20 protein-coding genes are annotated in these 19,496 nt (G+C 64.2%); 15 read left to right on the forward strand and 5 right to left on the reverse strand.

Annotated features, from left to right (window positions below):
- Window positions 1-765: a TerB family tellurite resistance protein gene (locus MF6396_RS16130; protein ID WP_078480898.1), complete on the forward strand. Its 765-nt coding sequence runs from the start codon at window positions 1-3 to the stop codon at window positions 763-765.
- Here the strand turns inward: MF6396_RS16130 and MF6396_RS16135 are convergent.
- Entirely contained in the window at window positions 762-1,766 is a 1,005-nt protein-coding gene (locus tag MF6396_RS16135) for an alpha/beta hydrolase family protein (RefSeq protein WP_058541837.1), read from the reverse strand. The two genes, MF6396_RS16130 and MF6396_RS16135, sit on opposite strands and share 4 nt — an antisense overlap.
- Window positions 1,767-1,860: 94 nt before the next feature.
- Here MF6396_RS16135 and MF6396_RS16140 point away from each other — a divergent pair, with 94 nt between their 5' ends.
- The 13 genes from MF6396_RS16140 (at window position 1,861) to MF6396_RS16200 (ending at window position 16,020) form a co-directional block, all read left to right on the forward strand.
- Window positions 1,861-4,263 carry a PAS domain-containing sensor histidine kinase gene (locus MF6396_RS16140; protein ID WP_078480899.1) on the forward strand — a complete coding sequence of 801 codons (2,403 nt, stop codon included), beginning with the start codon at window positions 1,861-1,863 and terminating at the stop codon, window positions 4,261-4,263.
- A gap of 2 nt (window positions 4,264-4,265) precedes the next feature.
- Window positions 4,266-4,895: a response regulator gene (locus tag MF6396_RS16145; RefSeq protein WP_078480901.1), complete on the forward strand. Its 630-nt coding sequence runs from the start codon at window positions 4,266-4,268 to the stop codon at window positions 4,893-4,895.
- Between the two features lie 269 nt (window positions 4,896-5,164).
- A complete protein-coding gene (locus MF6396_RS16150) occupies window positions 5,165-6,289 on the forward strand; it encodes an ABC transporter ATP-binding protein (protein WP_043863765.1) in 1,125 nt (374 codons plus the stop codon).
- 40 nt (window positions 6,290-6,329) lie between these two features.
- Window positions 6,330-7,361, forward strand: coding sequence for an ABC transporter substrate-binding protein (locus MF6396_RS16155; RefSeq protein ID WP_054915954.1), 1,032 nt, complete (start codon window positions 6,330-6,332; stop codon window positions 7,359-7,361).
- A 65-nt stretch (window positions 7,362-7,426) separates the two neighbouring features.
- Entirely contained in the window at window positions 7,427-8,674 is a 1,248-nt protein-coding gene (locus MF6396_RS16160; protein WP_043863767.1) for an ABC transporter permease, read from the forward strand.
- An 11-nt stretch (window positions 8,675-8,685) separates the two neighbouring features.
- Window positions 8,686-9,513 carry an ABC transporter permease gene (locus MF6396_RS16165; protein ID WP_043863768.1) on the forward strand — a complete coding sequence of 276 codons (828 nt, stop codon included), beginning with the start codon at window positions 8,686-8,688 and terminating at the stop codon, window positions 9,511-9,513.
- Between the two features lie 160 nt (window positions 9,514-9,673).
- Complete coding sequence (rpe, locus tag MF6396_RS16170; RefSeq protein WP_043863783.1) at window positions 9,674-10,348, forward strand: ribulose-phosphate 3-epimerase; 675 nt, start codon at window positions 9,674-9,676, stop codon at window positions 10,346-10,348.
- On the forward strand, window positions 10,345-11,160 hold the full coding sequence (locus tag MF6396_RS16175; RefSeq protein ID WP_043863769.1) for a phosphoglycolate phosphatase: 816 nt from the start codon (window positions 10,345-10,347) through the stop codon (window positions 11,158-11,160). The genes rpe and MF6396_RS16175 overlap by 4 nt, the downstream gene beginning before the upstream one ends.
- Before the next feature lie 70 nt (window positions 11,161-11,230).
- A complete protein-coding gene (gene trpE / locus MF6396_RS16180) occupies window positions 11,231-12,712 on the forward strand; it encodes an anthranilate synthase component I (RefSeq protein ID WP_078480903.1) in 1,482 nt (493 codons plus the stop codon).
- Between the two features lie 62 nt (window positions 12,713-12,774).
- Window positions 12,775-13,368: an aminodeoxychorismate/anthranilate synthase component II gene (locus tag MF6396_RS16185; RefSeq protein ID WP_078480904.1), complete on the forward strand. Its 594-nt coding sequence runs from the start codon at window positions 12,775-12,777 to the stop codon at window positions 13,366-13,368.
- Between the two features lie 12 nt (window positions 13,369-13,380).
- The gene (gene trpD / locus MF6396_RS16190) at window positions 13,381-14,430 is read left to right on the forward strand and encodes an anthranilate phosphoribosyltransferase (RefSeq protein WP_078480906.1); all 1,050 of its coding nucleotides are present in this window, start codon (window positions 13,381-13,383) and stop codon (window positions 14,428-14,430) included.
- Window positions 14,427-15,263, forward strand: coding sequence for an indole-3-glycerol phosphate synthase TrpC (gene trpC / locus MF6396_RS16195; RefSeq protein ID WP_078480907.1), 837 nt, complete (start codon window positions 14,427-14,429; stop codon window positions 15,261-15,263). The genes trpD and trpC overlap by 4 nt, the downstream gene beginning before the upstream one ends.
- Before the next feature lie 52 nt (window positions 15,264-15,315).
- Entirely contained in the window at window positions 15,316-16,020 is a 705-nt protein-coding gene (locus MF6396_RS16200; RefSeq protein ID WP_054915952.1) for a lipoate--protein ligase family protein, read from the forward strand.
- Here MF6396_RS16200 and crp read toward each other — a convergent pair.
- Window positions 16,017-16,661, reverse strand: coding sequence for a cAMP-activated global transcriptional regulator CRP (gene crp, locus MF6396_RS16205; RefSeq protein WP_043859825.1), 645 nt, complete (start codon window positions 16,659-16,661; stop codon window positions 16,017-16,019). The two genes, MF6396_RS16200 and crp, sit on opposite strands and share 4 nt — an antisense overlap.
- A 190-nt stretch (window positions 16,662-16,851) precedes the next feature.
- On the opposite strand from crp, the gene MF6396_RS16210 reads away from it, so the two are divergent.
- The gene (locus MF6396_RS16210; protein ID WP_043859826.1) at window positions 16,852-17,274 is read left to right on the forward strand and encodes an OsmC family protein; all 423 of its coding nucleotides are present in this window, start codon (window positions 16,852-16,854) and stop codon (window positions 17,272-17,274) included.
- Here the strand turns inward: MF6396_RS16210 and MF6396_RS16215 are convergent.
- The 3 genes from MF6396_RS16215 to coq7 are packed head-to-tail and all read right to left on the reverse strand — an operon-like array spanning window position 17,240 to window position 19,445.
- Window positions 17,240-17,764, reverse strand: a complete 525-nt coding sequence (locus tag MF6396_RS16215; protein WP_177346329.1) for a hypothetical protein — start codon at window positions 17,762-17,764, stop codon at window positions 17,240-17,242. The genes MF6396_RS16210 and MF6396_RS16215 overlap by 35 nt on opposite strands.
- On the reverse strand, window positions 17,761-18,801 hold the full coding sequence (locus MF6396_RS16220) for a DUF2157 domain-containing protein (protein ID WP_078480909.1): 1,041 nt from the start codon (window positions 18,799-18,801) through the stop codon (window positions 17,761-17,763). Before MF6396_RS16220 ends, MF6396_RS16215 begins: the two co-directional genes overlap by 4 nt.
- Complete coding sequence (coq7, locus tag MF6396_RS16225) at window positions 18,798-19,445, reverse strand: 2-polyprenyl-3-methyl-6-methoxy-1,4-benzoquinone monooxygenase (RefSeq protein ID WP_054915949.1); 648 nt, start codon at window positions 19,443-19,445, stop codon at window positions 18,798-18,800. Before coq7 ends, MF6396_RS16220 begins: the two co-directional genes overlap by 4 nt.
- Window positions 19,446-19,496: the final 51 nt, after the last annotated feature.

A 19,496-nucleotide genomic window follows, 5' to 3' on the forward strand; every position in this document is an offset into this window, starting at 1 on the left:
ATGTTGTGGCCGAGCACAGTGATTGGTGCCGGAGCGGGTTTTGCCATCGCCAGCATTCCAGGGGCGTTGCTGGGGGCATTGCTCGGTCAGGCGATGGACCGCCGTCTGCAACTGCACAGTTGGGCGCACCTGCGCGAGCGTCTGGGCGGGCGCGCGGTGCTGCGCGACGACGAAGTGCTGTTCGTGCTGCTTGGGCGCCTGGCCAAGAGTGAAGGGCGGGTGGTCGACGGACATATCCAGCAGGCGCGTCAGGAAATGCAGCGCCTGGAGATGAGCGAACCGGCACGTCTGCGCGCGATTGCCGCATTCAACCGGGGCAAGAGCGGCAGCGAGCGCCTGCACCCGCACCTGCGTCGCCTCAAGCAGCAACCCCATGCTGCCGAAGGCTTGCTGCGTGCCTGCTGGCGCATGGTCTGGGCCGATGGCCGGGTAGGGCGTCACGAGCGCGAACTGCTGATGCAGTGGGGGCAGCAGATGGGCTGGTCGACGACCCGGGTGCAGGCACTGGCCAGCGACTACGAGCCGCACCGGGCGGCCCTGGGCAATCAGGGCATCAGCTATCCCGAGGCCCTGCGCTTGCTGGGGGTGTTACCCGAGACCGAGCCTGTACAGGTCAAGCAGGCCTACCGGCGCCTGCTCAGCCGGCATCATCCGGACAAACTGGTGGGTAGCGGCGCGAGCCCGGCGCAGGTGCGCGACGCCACCGAGCGTACCCGTGACCTGCATCAGGCCTACGCGGTGGTACGCAAGCGGCGCGGCTTCTAGTCGACCGCTTGCGGGCTCAGCCAGCCGCGAATGCGGCGGAACAGTTGCTCCTGCTCGGCAGCCTGGTTGCCGGGCATGGCCGTCAGGGCGACCTGGTGGTAGCTGCTGTCCTTGAGTCGCTTGCTGGCCTGCAGGCGGTTCACGGCCGCCTGCCTGGCGCCGGCCTGGTTGGCATAGTAGAAGTCGGCGGTCGGCAGCTTGAGCGTGGCGGCCAGGCTGTCGAGGCTGTGTTCGACGCGGGCCGGGTTCTGCGCAGCGACCATCACCAGCTTTTGCACCTGCGGCGGTTGCCGTTCGCTGATGTAACGGGCTGACCAGTAGGCACCGCTGCCGCTGCCCAGCAGCACCACGCTGCGTGCGTTTTGCTGCTGTGCGTAGGCGACGGCGGCATCCAGGCGGGCGAAGATGCGCTCGGCGTCGGCCTTTTCACTGGCCGCCGGATCGGTACTGGCGGGCGCTTCGGCGCTTTCGCTATTTTCGGTTTCTGCTGCGGTGGCCTGGGCGATGTTGGCATTGGCATCGGCCGGCGTGGCCTTGGCCGGTGCGCCCTTCACGTCCTTGTCCGGTTGCGGGGGCGGTGCCGGGGTTTCCTTGCGGGCCACCGGGCTCTCGGCCAGCAGATCCGGCAGGCTCAGGCTCAGACTGGCCCACTTTGCATCGGGGAACTTGCGCCGCAGGGGGCCGACGGTGCGTGGCCAGTCGGCGCTCTCGCCGGCACCCGGGACGATGATCACCACGCCTTCGGGTGCCGGGGTGTTGGCAGGTTTCCACAGGGCCAGGAAACTGTCGCTGCCGGCCTGCAGGGTTTGCTGCTCGTCCTTGGGCACTTGCCGCTCCAGGGCCTGGGCGTCTTCCTGGCTGCGCTCGGGCAGCGCCTGGCGCGTGGCCGGCGCGGCATCGGCGTCGGCGGCCGGCGTTTCCTGCGCCAGAACTTGTGCGGTACAAGGTAGTATCAAGGACAGGCATAGCGCCGAAAGCGCCGTGCGTTTGAGTACGAACATTGATCGATCCAGGCCAGAGTGATACCGGCAGCCTAATGGTATTTGTCGACGACGGCCATGTTCGATGGCGGTCCCTTCATTGACGAGATTCAAGATGATGCGTTTGCGCTGCCTGTTGTTTATCGGCTGCTTGTGCTGGCCCTTTATGGCGAACGCGGAGCAGGCATCCGTACCGGCTGCGGTACGCCTGGCCCCGGCGCAACAGCAATGGCTCGACCAGCACCGCAGCTTGCGGGTGGGCCTGGTGTTGCAGGCTCCGTTCGCGCAGTTCGACCGGCGCCTGCAGCAGCTGTCAGGTGTCAACGTCGAGCTGATGAACTGGCTGGGCAGGGCATTGGACCTGGACCTGACGTGGCGCAACTTCCCCGACCAGGCCGCGCTCGAGCATGCCCTGGCCGGCGGCGAGATCGACCTGGCGCCAGGGCTGACCCAGACCCCGGCCAGCCTGCGTCGCTGGTTGTTCAGCGACCCCTACATGCGCGTACCGCAGTTGATCGTGGGCCCGCGCAACGGCTCGATGGCAGTGGACCTGGAGCGGCTCGCCGAAAACGAGCGGGTGGCAGTGCGCATGCCCAGTTCACTGGCCGACTATCTGCGCGCGACCTATTCCAACCTGAATCTTCAAGGCGTGCCGGCCGAGCGCCAGGCCTTGCAGCTGTTGCTCAGCGAGCAGGTGCGCTACGCGGTGCTGGATGAAGCGCAGTTGAGCCGGTTGTCGCGCGAGAACGAATTCAGCGATCTGGTGGTGGTGGGCGACATCGGTTTGCCGCAGTTGCTGCGGGTGGGCTCGCGGCGTGACTGGCCGATACTGGCCGACATCATCGAGGTCGGCCTGCAGGCCATCCCGGCCAAGGACCTGGAGCAATTGCACAACCGCTGGCTGCAACCCCGCTACCCGCGCCTGAGCGAGTCACCGGGGTTCTGGCAGAACCTGGCGTTGCTGTTCGCGGCGCTGTTCTTCAGCTGCGTCTTCATCGTGATCTGGCAGCGGCGCCAGCAACAGCAGTTGGAACTCAATCTGCTGGCTGCGCGGGAAAACATCGCCAAGCGCCTGGCCCGCGAAGAGGCGCTGCGCCTGAGCCAGTTCTCCCTCGACCAGAGCACCGTGGGCATCCTGTGGGTGCATTGGGACAGCCATGTGCGCTACGCCAACCGCGCGGTCGAAAACATGCTCGGCTATACCTCGGGGGCGCTGAACGATCGCCCGCTGATCGATATCGAGCCCAACCTGCACATGGACCGCTGGCTGGACCTGTGGAAGCGTGCACGGGCCAGCGACGAGGCGGCGCAGCGCTTCGAGACCCAGTGCCTGCGCGCCGATGGCAGCCTGGTACCGGTGGATGTGTCGTTGAGCTTCTTGCGCTTTCGCGATGCCGAATACCTGGTGGTGTTCATCAATGACGTCACCGAGCGCCGCCGTGCCCTGGCGGCGCTGCGCGAGAGCGAGGCGCGGCTCAAGGGCATTGCCGGCAACGTGCCGGGGCTGGTGTTCCGGCTGGAACGCAACCCGGCGATCGGCGACCTGGAGTTCCCCTATATCAGCGAAGGCAGCGAGGCCCTGGTCGGCTACTCGCCCATCGAACTGCAGCACCCGGACATGGGCTTGCGCAACCTGGTGCACAGCGAAGACCGCGCCGACTATCACCGCGTGCAGGACCAGGCGCTGGCCACCGACCAGGACTGGTCGTGGCAGGGCCGCATCGTCACGCGCCAGGGTGAGCAGCGCTGGGCCGACATCAAGGCCAGTACCCGCAATCTGCGCGACGGCCGCGTGGTGTGGGACGGGGTGGTATGGGACATCAGCCAGAGCAAGCGCGCCGAGCTGGAACTGGCGCGCTCCCAGGAGCAGCTGCGCGAACTGTCGGCGCACCTGGAGAGCGTGCGCGAGGAAGAGAAAGCGCGGATCGCCCGCGAGGTGCATGATGAGCTCGGGCAGATGCTGACCGTGCTCAAGCTGGAAACCTCGATGTGCGAGCTGGCCTATGCCGGGCTGGACCCGGGCCTGAACGAACGCCTGGGCAGCATGAAGCGTCTGATCGCGCAGCTGTTCCAGCTGGTGCGCGACGTCGCCACGGCCTTGCGCCCGCCGATTCTGGATGCCGGCATTGCCTCGGCCATCGAGTGGCAGGCCCGGCCTTTCGAGGCCCGCACGCAGATCCCGTGCCTGGTCGAGGTACCGGACAACCTGCCGCCGCTCAGCGACGCCAAGGCCACCAGCCTGTTCCGCATTCTGCAGGAGGCCCTGACCAACGTCATGCGCCACGCCCACGCGCATACTGTGCAGATCAACCTGGGCCTGGACGGTGCGATGCTGTGCCTGACCATCAGCGACGACGGCGTGGGTTTCGTGCAGAGTGACCAGCGCCCGACCTCGTTCGGCCTGGTGGGCATGCGCGAGCGCGTGCTGATGCTGGGCGGCAGCATGCGCCTGGACAGCGAACCGGGCGAGGGCACCACGTTGAGCGTACGCATCCCCCTGAACAACGACAGGAGCTGACAGTGATTCGAGTATTGGTTGCCGAAGACCACACCATCGTGCGCGAGGGCATCAAGCAGTTGATCGGCCTGGCCAAGGACATGCAGGTGGTGGGCGAGGTCGGCAATGGCGAGCAGTTGCTCGAAGCCTTGCGCCACACCGAATGCGAGGTGGTGTTGCTGGATATCTCGATGCCGGGGGTGAACGGGCTGGAGGCGATACCGCGAATTCGCGCGTTGAGCGCGCCGCCGGCGATCCTGGTGCTGTCGATGCATGACGAGGCGCAGATGGCGGCGCGGGCGCTGAAGATCGGCGCGGCGGGGTACGCGACCAAGGACAGTGATCCGGCGCTGCTGCTGACCGCAATTCGCCGGGTGGCGGGGGGCGGGCGCTACATCGATCCGGACCTGGCCGACCGCATGGTGTTCGAGGTGGGGCTGACGGATTCGCGCCCCCTGCACTCGATGCTGTCGGAGCGCGAGTTCTCGGTGTTCGAACGGTTGGCCCAGGGGGCGAACGTCAACGACATTGCCCAGCAGCTGGCGCTGAGCAACAAGACCATCAGCACCCACAAGGCGCGCCTGATGCAGAAGCTGAATGTGACTTCGCTGGCCGAGCTGGTGAAGTATGCGATGGAGCACAAGCTGGTGTGAGTGTTCCAAAAACGACATCGGGTTGATCCCTTCGCTGGCAAGCCCGCCGCCACAGGTTCGGCGTGTACCGACAAACCTTGTGGGGCTGGCTTGCCATCGAAGGGGGCAGCACGGCTATCAACGTGTCTGAAAACGCCACCCTTGTAGGGCAATCCCTACCCGCAAGTTTCCATCCGGCTGATGGCATTCTCTCAGCACCCCCGATTTGCGCCACCTTCTGCCTTCTCTAGTCTTGGGTCACAGCAGTCATCCAACAAGAAGGTGCAGGTATGAGTGAGGTGAATTCGAACGCTGCAACCGGCGAAGTGCTGGTCAGCTTCCGTGGTGTGCAGAAGAGCTACGACGGCGAGTCGCTGATCGTCAAAGACCTGAATCTGGATATTCGCAAAGGCGAGTTCCTGACCCTGCTCGGCCCCTCGGGCTCGGGCAAGACCACCAGCCTGATGATGCTGGCAGGGTTCGAAACCCCTACCGCCGGCGAGATCCTGCTGGACGGGCGTTCGATCAACAACGTGCCGCCGCACAAGCGCGACATCGGCATGGTGTTCCAGAACTATGCGTTGTTCCCGCACATGACCGTGGCCGAGAACCTGGCCTTCCCGCTGAGCGTGCGCAACCTGAGCAAGACCGACATCAGCGAGCGGGTCAAGCGCGTGCTGAACATGGTGCAGCTCGAAACCTTCGCCCAGCGCTACCCCGGCCAGCTTTCCGGCGGCCAGCAGCAGCGTGTAGCGCTGGCTCGCGCCCTGGTGTTCGAACCGCAACTGGTACTGATGGACGAACCCCTCGGCGCCCTCGACAAGCAGCTGCGCGAACACATGCAGATGGAAATCAAGCACCTGCACCAGCGTCTGGGCGTGACCGTGGTCTACGTGACCCACGACCAGGGCGAAGCGCTGACCATGTCCGACCGCGTGGCCGTGTTCCACCAGGGCGAGATCCAGCAGATCGCCGACCCGCGCACCCTGTATGAAGAGCCGAAGAATACCTTCGTGGCCAACTTCATCGGCGAGAACAACCGTATCAACGGGCGTCTGCTCAGCCAGACCGGCGATCGCTGCCTGGTGGCGCTGCCCCGTGGCGAGAAGGTCGAGGCACTGGCCGTCAACGTCGGCCAGCCGGGCGAGCCGGTCACCCTGTCGATCCGTCCGGAGCGCGTGCGTCTGAACGGTCACAGCGAAAGCTGCGTCAACCGCTTCTCTGGGCGGGTGGCCGAATTCATCTACCTGGGCGACCACGTGCGGGTGCGTCTGGAAGTGTGCGGCAAGGCGGACTTCTTCGTGAAGCAACCCATCGCCGAGCTCGACCCGGCCCTGGCCGTGGGCGATGTGGTGCCACTGGGCTGGGAGGTCGAGCACGGTCGCGCACTCGATCCTATTCTGGAAGCCCAGTGAGGATCGCCTCACCCATCCCAGCAACGCGGAGAGAACAATAATGAACAAACACTTGAAGCTGACCGCTCTGACCCTGGGCCTGTTTGCAGCAAGCCAGGCCATCGCCGCCGACCTGACCGTGGTCGCATTCGGGGGGGCCAACAAGGCCGCCCAGGTCAAGGCGTTCTACGAGCCGTGGGAAAAGGCCGGCAACGGCAAGATCATCCCCGCCGACTACAACGGTGAAATGGCCAAGGTCAAGGCCATGGTCGACACCAAGAGCGTGAGCTGGAACCTGGTGGAAGTGGAGTCGCCGGAACTGGCCCGCGGTTGTGACGAAGGCATGTTCGAGCAGCTCGACCCGGCCCTGTTCGGCGATGAGTCCGACTATGTGGCCGGCGCCATCCAGCCGTGTGGCGTGGGCTTCTTCGTGTGGTCGACCGTCATGGCCTACAACGCCGACAAACTCAAGACTGCGCCCACCAGCTGGGCGGATTTCTGGGATACCCAGAAATTCCCGGGCAAGCGCGGCCTGCGCAAGGGTGCCAAGTACACCCTGGAATTCGCGCTGATGGCCGACGGTGTGGCACCTAAAGACGTCTACAAGGTGCTGGGCACCAAGGAAGGCCAGGACCGCGCCTTCAAGAAGCTCGACGCCCTCAAGCCAAACATCCAGTGGTGGGAAGCAGGTGCACAGCCGCCGCAGTACCTGGCCTCGGGCGACGTGGTGATGAGCTCGGCCTACAACGGTCGCATCGCTGCGGTGCAGAAGGAAAGCAACCTGAAGGTGGTATGGAACGGCGGTATCTACGACTTCGATGCCTGGGCCATTCCGAAGGGCGCGAAAAACCTCGAGGACGCCAAGAAGTTCATCGCCTTCTCGATCCAGCCCGAGCAGCAGAAGGTGTTCTCCTCGAACATCGCCTACGGTCCGGCCAACAGCAAGGCCGTGGCGTTGCTGACGGATGAGGTCAAGAAGGACATGCCGACCACGCCGGAGAACATCGCCAATCAGGTGCAGATCGACGTGGTGTTCTGGGCTGACAACAGCGAGCAGCTGGAACAACGCTTCAACGCCTGGGCGGCCAAGTAAGCCGTGCCAATGGGGCGTCGGCATCGTGCTGACGCCTCTTGTTTCCAAGATTTTCGGAGTTCGCTATGGCCATCGCAGTGCCCCTGAACGAAGGCGCAGGTTCCAACCTCAAGAAGCGCCTGGCGCGTGCTGAACGCGTCAACCGCTGGAAGGCAAAAGCATTGATCGCACCGCTGGCAGTGTTTCTGCTGCTGGTTTTCATCGTGCCGATCGCCGCGCTGCTGTACAAGAGCGTCGGCAACCCCGAGGTGGTTGGCGGCTTGCCGCGCACCGTCGCCGCGGTGGCTGAATGGGACGGCAAGAGCCTGCCTGGCGAGGACGTGTACAAGGCCCTCAGCGAAGACCTCGCCGAATCGCGCAAGAACCAGACCCTGGGCGATGTTTCCAAGCGTCTGAACATGGAGCTGGCCGGCTACCGCAGCCTGCTGGCCAAGACTGCCCGGGCCCTGCCGTTCAAGACCGAGCCGCAATCCTACAAGGATGCGTTGCAGGAGCTGGACGAGCGTTGGGGCGACCCGGCCTACTGGCAGGCGATCCGCCGCAACACCAGCAGCGTGACGCCGTTCTACCTGCTGGCCTCGGTGGACCACCGTATCGATGACCTGGGCGAGCTGGCGCCGACCACCCCGGACCAGGCCATCTACCTCGACATCTTTGCCCGCACCCTGTGGATGGGCCTGGTGATCACCGTCATCTGCCTGGCGTTGGCGTACCCGCTGGCCTACCTGCTGGCCAACCTGCCGACCCGGCAGAGCAACCTGCTGATGATCCTGGTGTTGCTGCCGTTCTGGACCTCGATCCTGGTGCGGGTGGCGGCGTGGATCGTGCTGCTCCAGTCCGGGGGGCTGATCAACAGCGGCCTGATGGCGCTGGGGCTGATCGACAAGCCGATGGAACTGGTGTTCAACCGTACCGGCGTGTACATCTCGATGGTCCACATTCTGCTGCCGTTCATGATTTTGCCGATCTACAGCGTGATGAAGGGCATTTCCCCGACCTACATGCGTGCGGCGATCTCCCTGGGTTGCCATCCGTTCGCCAGCTTCTGGCGGGTGTACCTGCCGCAGACCTATGCCGGCGTCGGCGCAGGTTGCCTGCTGGTGTTCATCCTGGCGATCGGCTACTACATCACCCCGGCACTGCTGGGTAGCCCGAACGACCAGATGGTCAGCTACTTTGTCGCCTTCTACACCAACACCAGCATCAACTGGGGCATGGCCACCGCGCTGGGCGGGTTGCTGTTGCTGGCCACCGTGCTGTTGTACCTGATCTATAGCTGGCTGGTTGGCGCAAGCCGCCTGCGTCTGAGCTGAGGAGCGTTGTCATGCTGAGCCCTTACATGTCGCCCGTCGAACGGGTCTGGTACTACAGTTTGCGCATCCTTTGCGGGCTGGTGCTGCTGTTCCTGGTGTTGCCGGTACTGGTGATCATCCCGTTGTCGTTCAACTCGGGGAGCTTCCTGGTGTATCCGCTGCAAGGCTTCTCGCTGCAGTGGTACCAAGACTTCTTCGGTTCGGCCGAGTGGATGCGCGCCCTCAAGAACAGCATCATCGTGGCCCCGGCCGCGACGCTGCTGGCGATGGTGTTCGGCACCCTGGCCTCGATCGGCTTGACCCGTGGCGACTTCCCCGGCAAATCGCTGGTGATGGCGCTGGTGATCTCGCCGATGGTAGTACCGGTGGTGATCATCGGTGTGGCCAGCTACCTGTTCTTCGCCCCGCTGGGCCTGGGCAACAGCTTCACCTCGCTGATTCTGGTGCATGCGGTGCTGGGTGTACCGTTCGTGATCATCACGGTGTCGGCCACCCTGCAAGGCTTCAACCACAACCTGGTACGGGCTGCGGCCAGCCTGGGCGCCTCGCCGGTCACCACGTTCCGCCGGGTGACCCTGCCGCTGATCGCCCCGGGTGTGATCTCGGGGGCCCTGTTCGCCTTCGCGACATCGTTCGACGAGGTGGTGGTGACGCTGTTCCTCGCCGGGCCGGAGCAGGCCACGCTGCCACGCCAGATGTTCAGCGGTATCCGCGAGAACCTGAGCCCGACCATTGCTGCAGCGGCGACCTTGCTGATCGCGTTCTCGGTGGTGCTGTTGCTGACCCTGGAATGGCTGCGCGGGCGTGGCGAGAAGCTGCGTACCCAACAGCCGGGCTGAAACAGATGACCCTTCGCCGGCAAGGCTGGCTCCTGTAGGAGCCAGCCTTGCCGGCGAAGTGGGCACCACCGATCCTGATCCAGGCTTGATGCCAGTCAGCCCCTGACGGTTTGCCTGAGGTACAATGCGCGCCACCGTGATTCTGCCCAACAGGTGCGCCATGCAGCCCTACGCTATTGCCCCCTCCATCCTCTCAGCCGACTTTGCCCGCCTGGGCGAAGAAGTCGACAAGGTGCTCGAAGCCGGCGCCGACATCGTCCACTTCGACGTGATGGACAACCACTACGTTCCCAACCTGACCATCGGTCCGATGGTGTGCAGCGCCCTGCGCAAGTACGGCGTGACCGCGCCGATCGACGCACACCTGATGGTCACCCCGGTGGACCGCATCATCGGCGACTTCATCGAAGCCGGCGCCACCTACATCACCTTCCACCCCGACGCCACCCTGCACGTCGATCGCTCGCTGCAGCTGATCCGTGACGGCGGCTGCAAGGCGGGCCTTGTGTTCAACCCGGCTGCCTCGCTGGATGCGCTCAAGTACGTGATGGACAAGGTCGACATGATCCTGCTCATGAGCGTCAACCCGGGCTTTGGCGGCCAGAAGTTCATTCCGGCCACCCTCGACAAGCTGCGCGAAGCCCGCGCACTGATCGATGCCAGCGGGCGTGATATCCGCCTGGAGATCGACGGTGGGGTCAACGTCAACAATATCCGTGAAATCGCCGCTGCTGGCGCCGACACCTTCGTGGCCGGCTCGGCGATCTTCAATGCCCCGGACTACAAAGAGGTGATCGCCAGGATGCACGCCGAACTGGCCCTGGCCCGCCCATGAGCGGCTTCGAGCAGCTGTTCCCCGGGGGCCTGCCCAAGCTGGTGATGTTCGACCTGGATGGCACCCTGATCGATTCGGTGCCGGACCTGGCGGCCGCCGTGGATCACATGCTGCTCGAAATGGGGCGCCAGCCCGCCGGTGTCGCCGCCGTGCGCGAATGGGTCGGTAATGGCGTGCAGGTGCTGGTGCGCCGCGCCCTGGCCGGCAGCATCGAGCATGCCGGGGTGGACGACGATGAGGCCGCGCGCGGGCTCGAGCTGTTCATGCAGGCCTATGCCGACAACCATGAATTGACGGTGGTCTACCCCGGCGTGCGTGACACCCTCAAGTGGCTGCACAAGCAGGGCGTGGAAATGGCCCTGATCACCAACAAGCCGGAGCGCTTCGTCGCTCCCTTGCTGGACCAGATGAAGATCGGGCGATACTTTCGCTGGATCATCGGCGGCGACACCCTGCCGCAGAAGAAACCCGACCCCGCCGCATTGCTGTTCGTGATGCAGATGGCCAACGTGGCGCCGGCCCAGGCGCTGTTCGTGGGCGACTCGCGCAGTGATGTGCTGGCGTCCCGGGCGGCAGGGGTGCAATGCGTGGCGCTCAGCTACGGCTACAACCATGGCCGCCCGATCAGCGAGGAGTCGCCCGCGCTGGTGATCGATGACCTGCGCGCGCTGCTGCCTGGTTGCTTAGATTCGGCCACTGAGCTAATGTCGGACGATCAATCCCCCCCTGATAGAGATTCCATCGTGGTGGCACCCGGCAAACTCTGGATGAAAGTCATCAAGGCCCTGGCCCGTTGGCGTTGGCGCGCCTGACTTTTTTCTGGCCGGCCTGATCCGGCGCGTTTGCCTGTACGACCTATTGCCCCATTGCCACGAGGCTATCATGACCCGCGAAGAATTCCTGCGCCTGGCCGCTGCCGGCTACAACCGCATTCCCCTGGCCTGCGAAACCCTGGCCGACTTCGACACGCCGCTGTCGATCTACCTGAAACTGGCCGACCAGCCCAACTCCTACCTGCTCGAATCGGTGCAGGGCGGCGAGAAGTGGGGGCGTTATTCGATAATCGGCCTGCCATGTCGCACCGTGTTGCGCGTACATGACCATCAGGTGCGCATCACCCATGACGGTGTCGAGATCGAGCAGCATGAAGTCGAAGACCCGCTGGCCTTCGTCGAGGCGTTCAAGGAACGCTACAACGTACCGACCATCGACGGCCTGCCGCGCTTCAACGGTGGCCTGGTGGGGTATTTCGGCTACGACTGCGTGCGCTATGTAGAGAAGCGCCTGGGCAAGTGCCCTAATCCCGATCCCCTGGGCGTGCCGGACATCCTGCTGATGGTGTCGGACGCCGTGGTGGTGTTCGACAACCTGGCCGGCAAGATGCACGCCATCGTGCTGGCCGATCCCGCCCAGGACAACGCCTACGAGAATGGCCTGGCGCGTCTTGAAGAACTGCTCGAACAACTGCGCCAGCCGATCGCCCCGCGTCGCGGCCTGGCCCTGGGCGGCCCTCTGGCTGCTGAGCCGGAGTTTCGTTCAAGCTTCACCCAGGCCGACTACGAACGCGCCGTCGATACCGTCAAGGAGTACATCCTGGCCGGCGACTGCATGCAGGTGGTGCCCTCGCAGCGCATGTCCATCGACTTCAAGGCCGCGCCCATCGACCTGTACCGCGCGTTGCGCTGCTTCAACCCCACGCCGTACATGTACTTCTTCAACTTCGGCGACTTCCATGTGGTGGGCAGCTCGCCGGAAGTGCTGGTGCGGGTCGAAGACAACCTGGTCACCGTGCGCCCGATCGCCGGCACCCGGCCACGTGGTGCCAACGAGGAGGCCGACCGAGCGCTGGAGCAGGACCTGCTGTCGGACGCCAAGGAGATCGCCGAGCACCTGATGCTGATCGACCTGGGCCGCAACGACACCGGTCGCGTTTCCGAAACCGGCTCGGTCAAGGTCACCGAGAAGATGGTGATCGAGCGTTACTCCAACGTGATGCACATCGTGTCCAACGTCACCGGCCAGCTCAAGCAGGGCCTGAGTGCGATGGACGCGCTGCGTGCCATTCTGCCCGCCGGCACCCTGTCGGGGGCGCCGAAGATCCGCGCCATGGAAATCATCGACGAGCTGGAGCCGGTCAAGCGTGGCGTGTACGGCGGCGCCGTCGGCTACCTGGCCTGGAACGGCAACATGGATACCGCCATTGCCATCCGCACCGCCGTGATCAAGGACGGTGAGCTGCATGTGCAGGCCGGTGGCGGCATCGTCGCCGACTCGGTGCCGGCGCTGGAGTGGGAAGAAACCATCAACAAGCGTCGGGCGATGTTCCGCGCGGTAGCCTTGGCTGAACAGACACCGCTCAGCTGAGAAGGGCGCCGCTGCGGCGCAACACAGAATTCAGAGTCGCCAGACTCAAGAGGTTGACCCAGATGTTACTGATGATCGACAACTACGACTCCTTCACCTACAACGTCGTGCAGTACTTCGGCGAGCTGGGTGCAGAGGTCAAGGTCATTCGCAATGACGAACTGACCATCGCCCAGATCGAGGCACTGCAGCCCGAGCGCATTGTGGTGTCCCCTGGCCCGTGCACCCCGACCGAGGCCGGTGTATCGCTCCAAGCCATCCTGCACTTTGCCGGCAAGCTGCCGATCCTGGGCGTGTGCCTGGGCCACCAGTCCATCGGCCAGGCCTTTGGCGGTGATGTGGTACGGGCGCGCCAGGTGATGCACGGCAAGACCAGCCCCGTGTCGCACATCGACCAGGGTGTGTTCGCAGGCTTGAACAACCCGTTGACGGTGACCCGCTACCATTCCCTGGTGGTCAAGCGCGAAACGCTGCCCGAGTGCCTGGAAGTGACTGCCTGGACCACCCTGGACGACGGCTCGGTCGACGAGATCATGGGCCTGCGTCACAAGACAATGAACATCGAAGGGGTGCAGTTCCACCCCGAGTCGATCCTCACCGAGCAGGGCCACGAGCTGTTCGCCAACTTCCTCAAGCAGACCGGCGGCCGCCGCTAAGGATTTGACACCATGGATATCAAGAGCGCGCTGGGCCGCATCGTCGGTCACCTGGACCTGAGCACCGAGGAAATGCGCGATGTGATGCGCGAGATCATGACCGGCCAGTGCAGCGAGGCGCAGATCGGCGCTTTCATGATGGGCATGCGCATGAAGAGCGAAAGCATCGACGAGATCGTCGGTGCGGTATCGGTGATGCGCGAGCTGGCTGACCAGGTACAACTGCAGACCCTGGACCAGGTGGTCGATGTGGTCGGTACCGGTGGCGACGGCGCCAATATCTTCAACGTTTCCACTGCCTCGGCATTTGTCGTGGCCGCTGCCGGCTGCACTGTGGCCAAGCACGGCAACCGTGCGGTATCGGGCAAGAGCGGCAGCGCCGACCTGCTCGAGGCCGCCGGTATCTACCTGAACCTGACGCCGGTGCAGGTCGCGCGTTGCATCGACAGTGTCGGTATCGGCTTCATGTTCGCCCAGACCCACCACAAGGCGATGAAATATGCCGCCGCCCCGCGTCGTGACCTGGGGCTGCGCACGCTGTTCAACATGCTCGGCCCGCTTACGAATCCGGCCGGGGTCAGGCACCAGGTGGTCGGCGTGTTCACCCAGGCATTGTGCCGGCCGCTGGCCGAGGTGCTGCAACGCCTGGGCAGCAAGCATGTGCTGGTGGTGCACTCCAAGGACGGCCTGGACGAATTCAGCCTGGCCGCGCCGACCTTCGTTGCGGAACTGAAGAACGGCGAAATCACCGAGTACTGGGTAGAGCCCGAAGACCTGGGCATGAAGAGCCAGAGCCTGCACGGCCTGGCGGTAGACAGCCCGGTCGCGTCGCTGGAGTTGATTCGCGATGCCCTGGGGCGCCGCAAGACCGAAAACGGTCAGAAGGCGGCAGAAATGATCGTGCTCAATGCCGGCGCTGCGCTGTATGCCGCCGACCATGCCATGAGCCTAAAGCAAGGCGTCGAGCTGGCCCATGATGCACTGCACACCGGGCTGGCGCGAGAAAAGCTCGAAGAGCTGGGCGCCTTTACCGCGGTATTCAAGCAGGAGAATGAAGAGTGAGCGTACCGACGGTTCTGGAAAACATCCTGGCGCGCAAGGTTCAGGAAGTGGCCGAGCGCAGTGCCCGCCTCAGCCTGGCTGAACTCGAGCGCCTGGCGGCCGTCGCCGATGCGCCGCGCGGGTTCGCCAATGCGCTGATCGAGCAGGCAAAGCGCAAGCAGCCGGCAGTGATCGCCGAGATCAAGAAGGCATCGCCGAGCAAGGGCGTGATTCGCGAAGACTTCGTGCCGGCCGACATTGCCGTCAGTTATGAAAAGGGCGGGGCCACCTGCCTGTCGGTGCTTACCGATATCGATTACTTCCAGGGCGCCGATGCATACCTGCAGCAGGCGCGCGCCGCGTGCACGTTGCCGGTGATCCGCAAGGACTTCATGATCGATCCTTATCAGATCGTCGAGGCCCGTGCGCTGGGTGCCGATTGCGTGCTGCTGATCGTCTCGGCACTGGATGACGTGAAGATGGCCGAGCTGGCGGCCACGGCGAAGAGCGTAGGGCTGGATGTATTGGTCGAAGTGCACGACGGCGACGAGCTGGAGCGTGCGCTGAAAACCCTGGATACACCGCTGGTGGGCGTGAACAACCGCAACCTGCACACCTTCGAGGTGAGCCTGGAAACCACCCTCGACCTGCTGCCGCGCATCCCGCGTGATCGCCTGGCAATCACCGAAAGTGGCATTTTCAATCGGGCAGACGTCGAGCTGATGGAGATCAACGAGGTCTACTCGTTCCTGGTGGGCGAAGCGTTCATGCGTGCCGAGCACCCGGGGCTGGAACTGCAGCGCCTGTTCTTCCCCGAGCGCGTGGTGCACAACCCGGCGCAAGGCCTGGACTGATCCACACTGAAGCCGGCGTTGCCGGCTTTTTTGTATCGACAAGGTGGGTGTGATGACTGATCAAGCTGTTGCGGTGACGGTGGAGGCGGGCCTGCAGGCCGAGCAGGATCTGCTGGCGGCTGTGTGCAAGGGCGAAAAGCAACATGGCCTGCTGTTCTGGCAGCCGACGGACCGCGCGCTGGTGATGCCGCGGCGCATGAGCCGGCTGGAAGGTTTCGAGGCCGCCTGCACCGAATTGGCCGTTGCCGGCTGGCCGGTGCTGCTGCGCGAGACCGGCGGTGAGCCAGTGCCGCAGTCGGCTGCGACAATCAATATCGCGTTGGTGTATGTGGCGCCGCGCAGCGAGGGTGATCACGGTCGTATCGAGAAGGCCTACGAGCGGCTGTGCCTGCCGCTTTGCGAGGTGCTGCGCGAATGGGGCGGGCTGGCGTCGGTGGGGGAGATCGAGGGGGCGTTCTGCGATGGGCGCTACAACGTCAACCTCAATGGTCGCAAGCTGGTCGGCACGGCGCAGCGCTGGCGTCAGGGCCTGGGCGGCAAGCGCCCGGTGGTGCTGGTGCATGGCGCCCTGCTGCTGGACAACGAGCGCGAGTCGATGGTGGCGGCAGTCAATCGCTTCAATGAATGTTGCGAGCTTGAGCAGCGCTGCCGCGCCGACAGTCATATCGCCCTGCATGAAGTGGTGCCCCAGGCACCGCTGCTGGCGCGCCTAGAGCAGGCCTACTCGCAGGTGATCGCGGCGATCGAGCGCGATTAACGGGTGCCGAAGACCACCATGGTCTTGCCTTTGACATGCACCAGGTTACGTTCTTCGAGGTCCTTGAGCACGCGGCCGACCATCTCTCGCGAGCAGCCGACGATGCGGCCGATTTCCTGGCGGGTGATCTTGATCTGCATGCCGTCGGGGTGGGTCATGGCATCGGGCTGCTTGCACAGCTCCAGCAGGCAGCGGGCCACCCGACCGGTCACGTCGAAAAACGCCAGGTCGCCGACCTTCTGCGTGGTGTTGCGCAGGCGCTGGGCCATCTGGCTGCCCAGGGCGTAAAGGATGTCCTGGTCCTGGCGGGCCAGTTCACGGAATTTCTCGTAGCTGATTTCAGCCACTTCGCATTCGGTCTTGGCGCGTACCCAGGCGCTGCGCTGGTGTTCCTTGCCGATAGGTTCGAACAGGCCCAGCTCACCGAAAAAATCGCCACTGTTGAGGTAGGCGATGATCATCTCGCGGCCTTCCTCGTCCTCGATCAGGATGGTCACCGAGCCCTTGACGATGAACGACAGGGTATCGGCCCGATCACCAGCGCAGATGATGTTGTTCTTGGCTGCAAAGCGGCGACGCTGGCAGTGGGCGAGCAACTTGTCGATGTTCTTGATCTTGGCTGGAAGGGTTGTTGCAACCATGGCTGAATCCTGGAAAGACGCGACGCGTGGGCATTCTTGTCGACCGCTGGGCGCGGGTGCCAGCAGTTTGGCGCCAGCTTATCAGACGCCTGTAGGTGTATCGGCATATTTACTCGAACGCTTAGCCTTTTCGCACGTGCGCGCAAGGTCTAAGCTGACAGCCTTTTTTCAAAGCAAGGGAATCCGGGTGATGAAGGCGCGTATCCAGTGGGCAGGCGAAGCCATGTTTCTTGGCGAATCGGGCAGTGGCCATGTAGTGGTCATGGATGGTCCACCCGAGAGTGGTGGGCGCAACCTGGGCGTGCGGCCGATGGAGATGCTCCTGCTGGGCCTGGGTGGCTGCAGCAATTTCGACGTGGTGAGCATTCTGAAGAAATCGCGCCAGGCGGTAGAGAGCTGCGAGGCGTTTCTCGAGGCCGAGCGGGCCGACGAGGACCCCAAGGTGTTCACAAAGATTCATCTGCGCTTTGTGGTCAAGGGCCGCGGCCTGAAGGAGGCCCAGGTCAAGCGCGCGGTGGAGTTGTCGGCCGAGAAGTACTGCTCGGCATCGATCATGCTGGGGCGCGCCGGGGTCGAGATCACCCACGCCTACGAGATTGTCGAGCTGGGTTGATCGTCGCGTGGCCATTCGCCGGTAACGCGGGCTGCTGCAGGCGGATGCCGCTTCCCTTGTAGGAGCCAGCCTTGCTGGCGAAGCGCTCCAGCGCAAACAGCAGCATCAGCCCCGGTACCAGCGCCAGCAACCACCAGTGCAGGTTCAGCACCAGCAGCCCGAGTACTTCGCTTGTGCTCCAGGTATTGCCGAACGCGGTGGAGAACAGCTCGCACAGCAGCCAGGCACTGACGGCCGCAACGGCAGCAAACACGCCGCCCAATACGCGGCGCCGGCGGATGATGCTGCCCAGCAACACGAACAGCAGCATTCCGGGTACACAGAACAGCGCCAGATCCAGCGCGCTGTTGTCGGAATCGCCCAGATAGGGCAGCGACATGCTGAAGGGCGTTTCGCGCAGGCTTGCGGTCATCGCCAAGATGAACAGGTAGCCCACCAGCACCAACCCCATGCTTTGCAGCGCTCGAATCAGCAGCAGGCGCACCCTCATCGACGAAGCCCCGGCAACAGGTCGAGCAGGCCGTTCGGCAGCAGTGCGCGAAGGTTTGTACTCAGGCGTTCGCGATGCTTCTGGTAGAGCAGGCCAAGGCCGATGACCCCCAGGCCGATCATGCTCAGCACTACCGGGAACAGCAGCGAGTCGGCGAATACGTCATACGACAGGTAGCCAAGGTAGGCCGAAACGCCCATGGCCCCGAACACCATGAACAATGGCCGGCGCAGCAGCACGGCGACCGCCATCAGCCCCAGGTTGATCAGGCAGTACAGCGCCTTGCCGAACTCGCTGTCACTGTCCATCGAGGTCAGCCCGCCCCAGAAGGCCAGCAGCCCGGCCAGATAACCCCAGAACGCATAGTCCTCGCGGGTTCGGCCATCGATGCCGAGGAACACCAGCAACAGGCCGAGGCCGAACCAAAGCGAAACCTTCTGGCGTTGCGCCCAGTTGAACGGCTCGCCGTAGATCCACTCGGTCAGGTCCATCGACATGAACCACAGCGCCACGGCGATGGGCATCACGATGAACGGGAAGGGGATCAGGCGCAGCATCAGCAGGCCGGCGATCACGGTGGCCGCTTCCATCAGCAGCCAGCCGCCCTGCACGTAGGTGTAGTAGCTGTGGTAGTGAGTCTGGGTATCGTCCAGGGGCCAGAAGCCGGTAAGGCGCTCGAGGGCGAACACCGCCAGCGGTACGATGCTGACCGCCACCGCTGCCAGCAGGCCGGCAGGAATACGCTGGCCGCGGCGCTGAAGTGCCAGGCCACCGCCAGTCAACACGGCCATGTAGGCCAACGCGATCAGCAACAGTGCGCTGTCGCCGATGCGCATCCAGGCCTCGCTCAGCAGCCAGCCCATGGCCCCCATGATCAGCAGGGCGCCGAAGTAGAACGCGACATGGGCCAGCTGGAAACTGGGCCGTTGTGCGGGCTGGCGCTTGAGGAATTCAAGCAGGGCCTTGTCCTGGCCCGGGTTCAGTACGCCGGCATCGACGGCGCGGGCCAGGTCCCTGGCATCGAAGTGTTCCATCAGATTCGATAGGTGCTCTTGGTCATGACCTTGGCCATCAGGCTCATGCCGAACTTGACCGGTGCGGGGAAGCGAAAGCCGCCGGCATCCAGTGCCGACTCGGCGTGCTGCTCTTCATCAACGCGCATCTGTTCGAGGATTGCGCGGGACTTTTCGTCCTCGGCCGGGATCTGTTCCAGGTGCTCGTCCAGGTGCTTGCACACCTGGTGCTCGGTGGCCGCGACGAAACCGAGGCTGACCTTGTCGCTGATCAGGCCGGCGACAGCGCCGATGCCGAACGACATGCCATAGAACAGCGGGTTGAGAACGCTCGGGTGGCTGCCCAGTTGGCGGATGCGTTGCTCGCACCAGGCCAGGTGGTCGATTTCTTCCTCGGCGGCATGTTCCATGGCCTTGCGTACCTGCGGCAGCTTGGCAGTCAGGGCCTGGCCCTGGTACAGCGCCTGGGCACAGACTTCACCGGTGTGGTTGATGCGCATCAGGCCGGCGACGTGGCGGGTCTGGTCGTCGCTCAGGTCGGCGTCTGGCTGGATGATCGCAGGCGACGGGCGGGACGGTTGGCCGCTGAAGGGGAGCAAGGTGCGCATGGCGGTATCGGCCTGCAGCAACAAGCGGTCGAGCGGCGAATAGTGACGTTCGGTAGCCATCGGGCACCTCCGCAAGAATGTGCCCGACAGTTTAACCCAATCCAGATGACA

Source organism: Pseudomonas sp. MF6396 (genome assembly GCF_002018915.1).
GTDB classification, from domain to species: Bacteria; Pseudomonadota; Gammaproteobacteria; order Pseudomonadales; family Pseudomonadaceae; genus Aquipseudomonas; species Aquipseudomonas palmensis.

Coding starts and splice junctions, on each gene's coding strand:
- MF6396_RS16200 (WP_054915952.1), top strand. CDS start 15,316: ATGACTGATCAAGCTGTTGCGGTGACGGTGGAGGCGGGCCTGCAGGCC.
- MF6396_RS16130 (WP_078480898.1), top strand. CDS start 1: ATGTTGTGGCCGAGCACAGTGATTGGTGCCGGAGCGGGTTTTGCCATC.
- crp (WP_043859825.1), bottom strand. CDS start 16,661: ATGGTTGCAACAACCCTTCCAGCCAAGATCAAGAACATCGACAAGTTG.
- MF6396_RS16135 (WP_058541837.1), bottom strand. CDS start 1,766: ATGTTCGTACTCAAACGCACGGCGCTTTCGGCGCTATGCCTGTCCTTG.
- MF6396_RS16155 (WP_054915954.1), top strand. CDS start 6,330: ATGAACAAACACTTGAAGCTGACCGCTCTGACCCTGGGCCTGTTTGCA.
- trpD (WP_078480906.1), top strand. CDS start 13,381: ATGGATATCAAGAGCGCGCTGGGCCGCATCGTCGGTCACCTGGACCTG.
- MF6396_RS16140 (WP_078480899.1), top strand. CDS start 1,861: ATGATGCGTTTGCGCTGCCTGTTGTTTATCGGCTGCTTGTGCTGGCCC.
- MF6396_RS16210 (WP_043859826.1), top strand. CDS start 16,852: ATGAAGGCGCGTATCCAGTGGGCAGGCGAAGCCATGTTTCTTGGCGAA.
- MF6396_RS16185 (WP_078480904.1), top strand. CDS start 12,775: ATGTTACTGATGATCGACAACTACGACTCCTTCACCTACAACGTCGTG.
- MF6396_RS16215 (WP_177346329.1), bottom strand. CDS start 17,764: ATGAGGGTGCGCCTGCTGCTGATTCGAGCGCTGCAAAGCATGGGGTTG.
- MF6396_RS16165 (WP_043863768.1), top strand. CDS start 8,686: ATGCTGAGCCCTTACATGTCGCCCGTCGAACGGGTCTGGTACTACAGT.
- MF6396_RS16160 (WP_043863767.1), top strand. CDS start 7,427: ATGGCCATCGCAGTGCCCCTGAACGAAGGCGCAGGTTCCAACCTCAAG.
- rpe (WP_043863783.1), top strand. CDS start 9,674: ATGCAGCCCTACGCTATTGCCCCCTCCATCCTCTCAGCCGACTTTGCC.
- MF6396_RS16175 (WP_043863769.1), top strand. CDS start 10,345: ATGAGCGGCTTCGAGCAGCTGTTCCCCGGGGGCCTGCCCAAGCTGGTG.
- MF6396_RS16150 (WP_043863765.1), top strand. CDS start 5,165: ATGAGTGAGGTGAATTCGAACGCTGCAACCGGCGAAGTGCTGGTCAGC.
- coq7 (WP_054915949.1), bottom strand. CDS start 19,445: ATGGCTACCGAACGTCACTATTCGCCGCTCGACCGCTTGTTGCTGCAG.
- trpE (WP_078480903.1), top strand. CDS start 11,231: ATGACCCGCGAAGAATTCCTGCGCCTGGCCGCTGCCGGCTACAACCGC.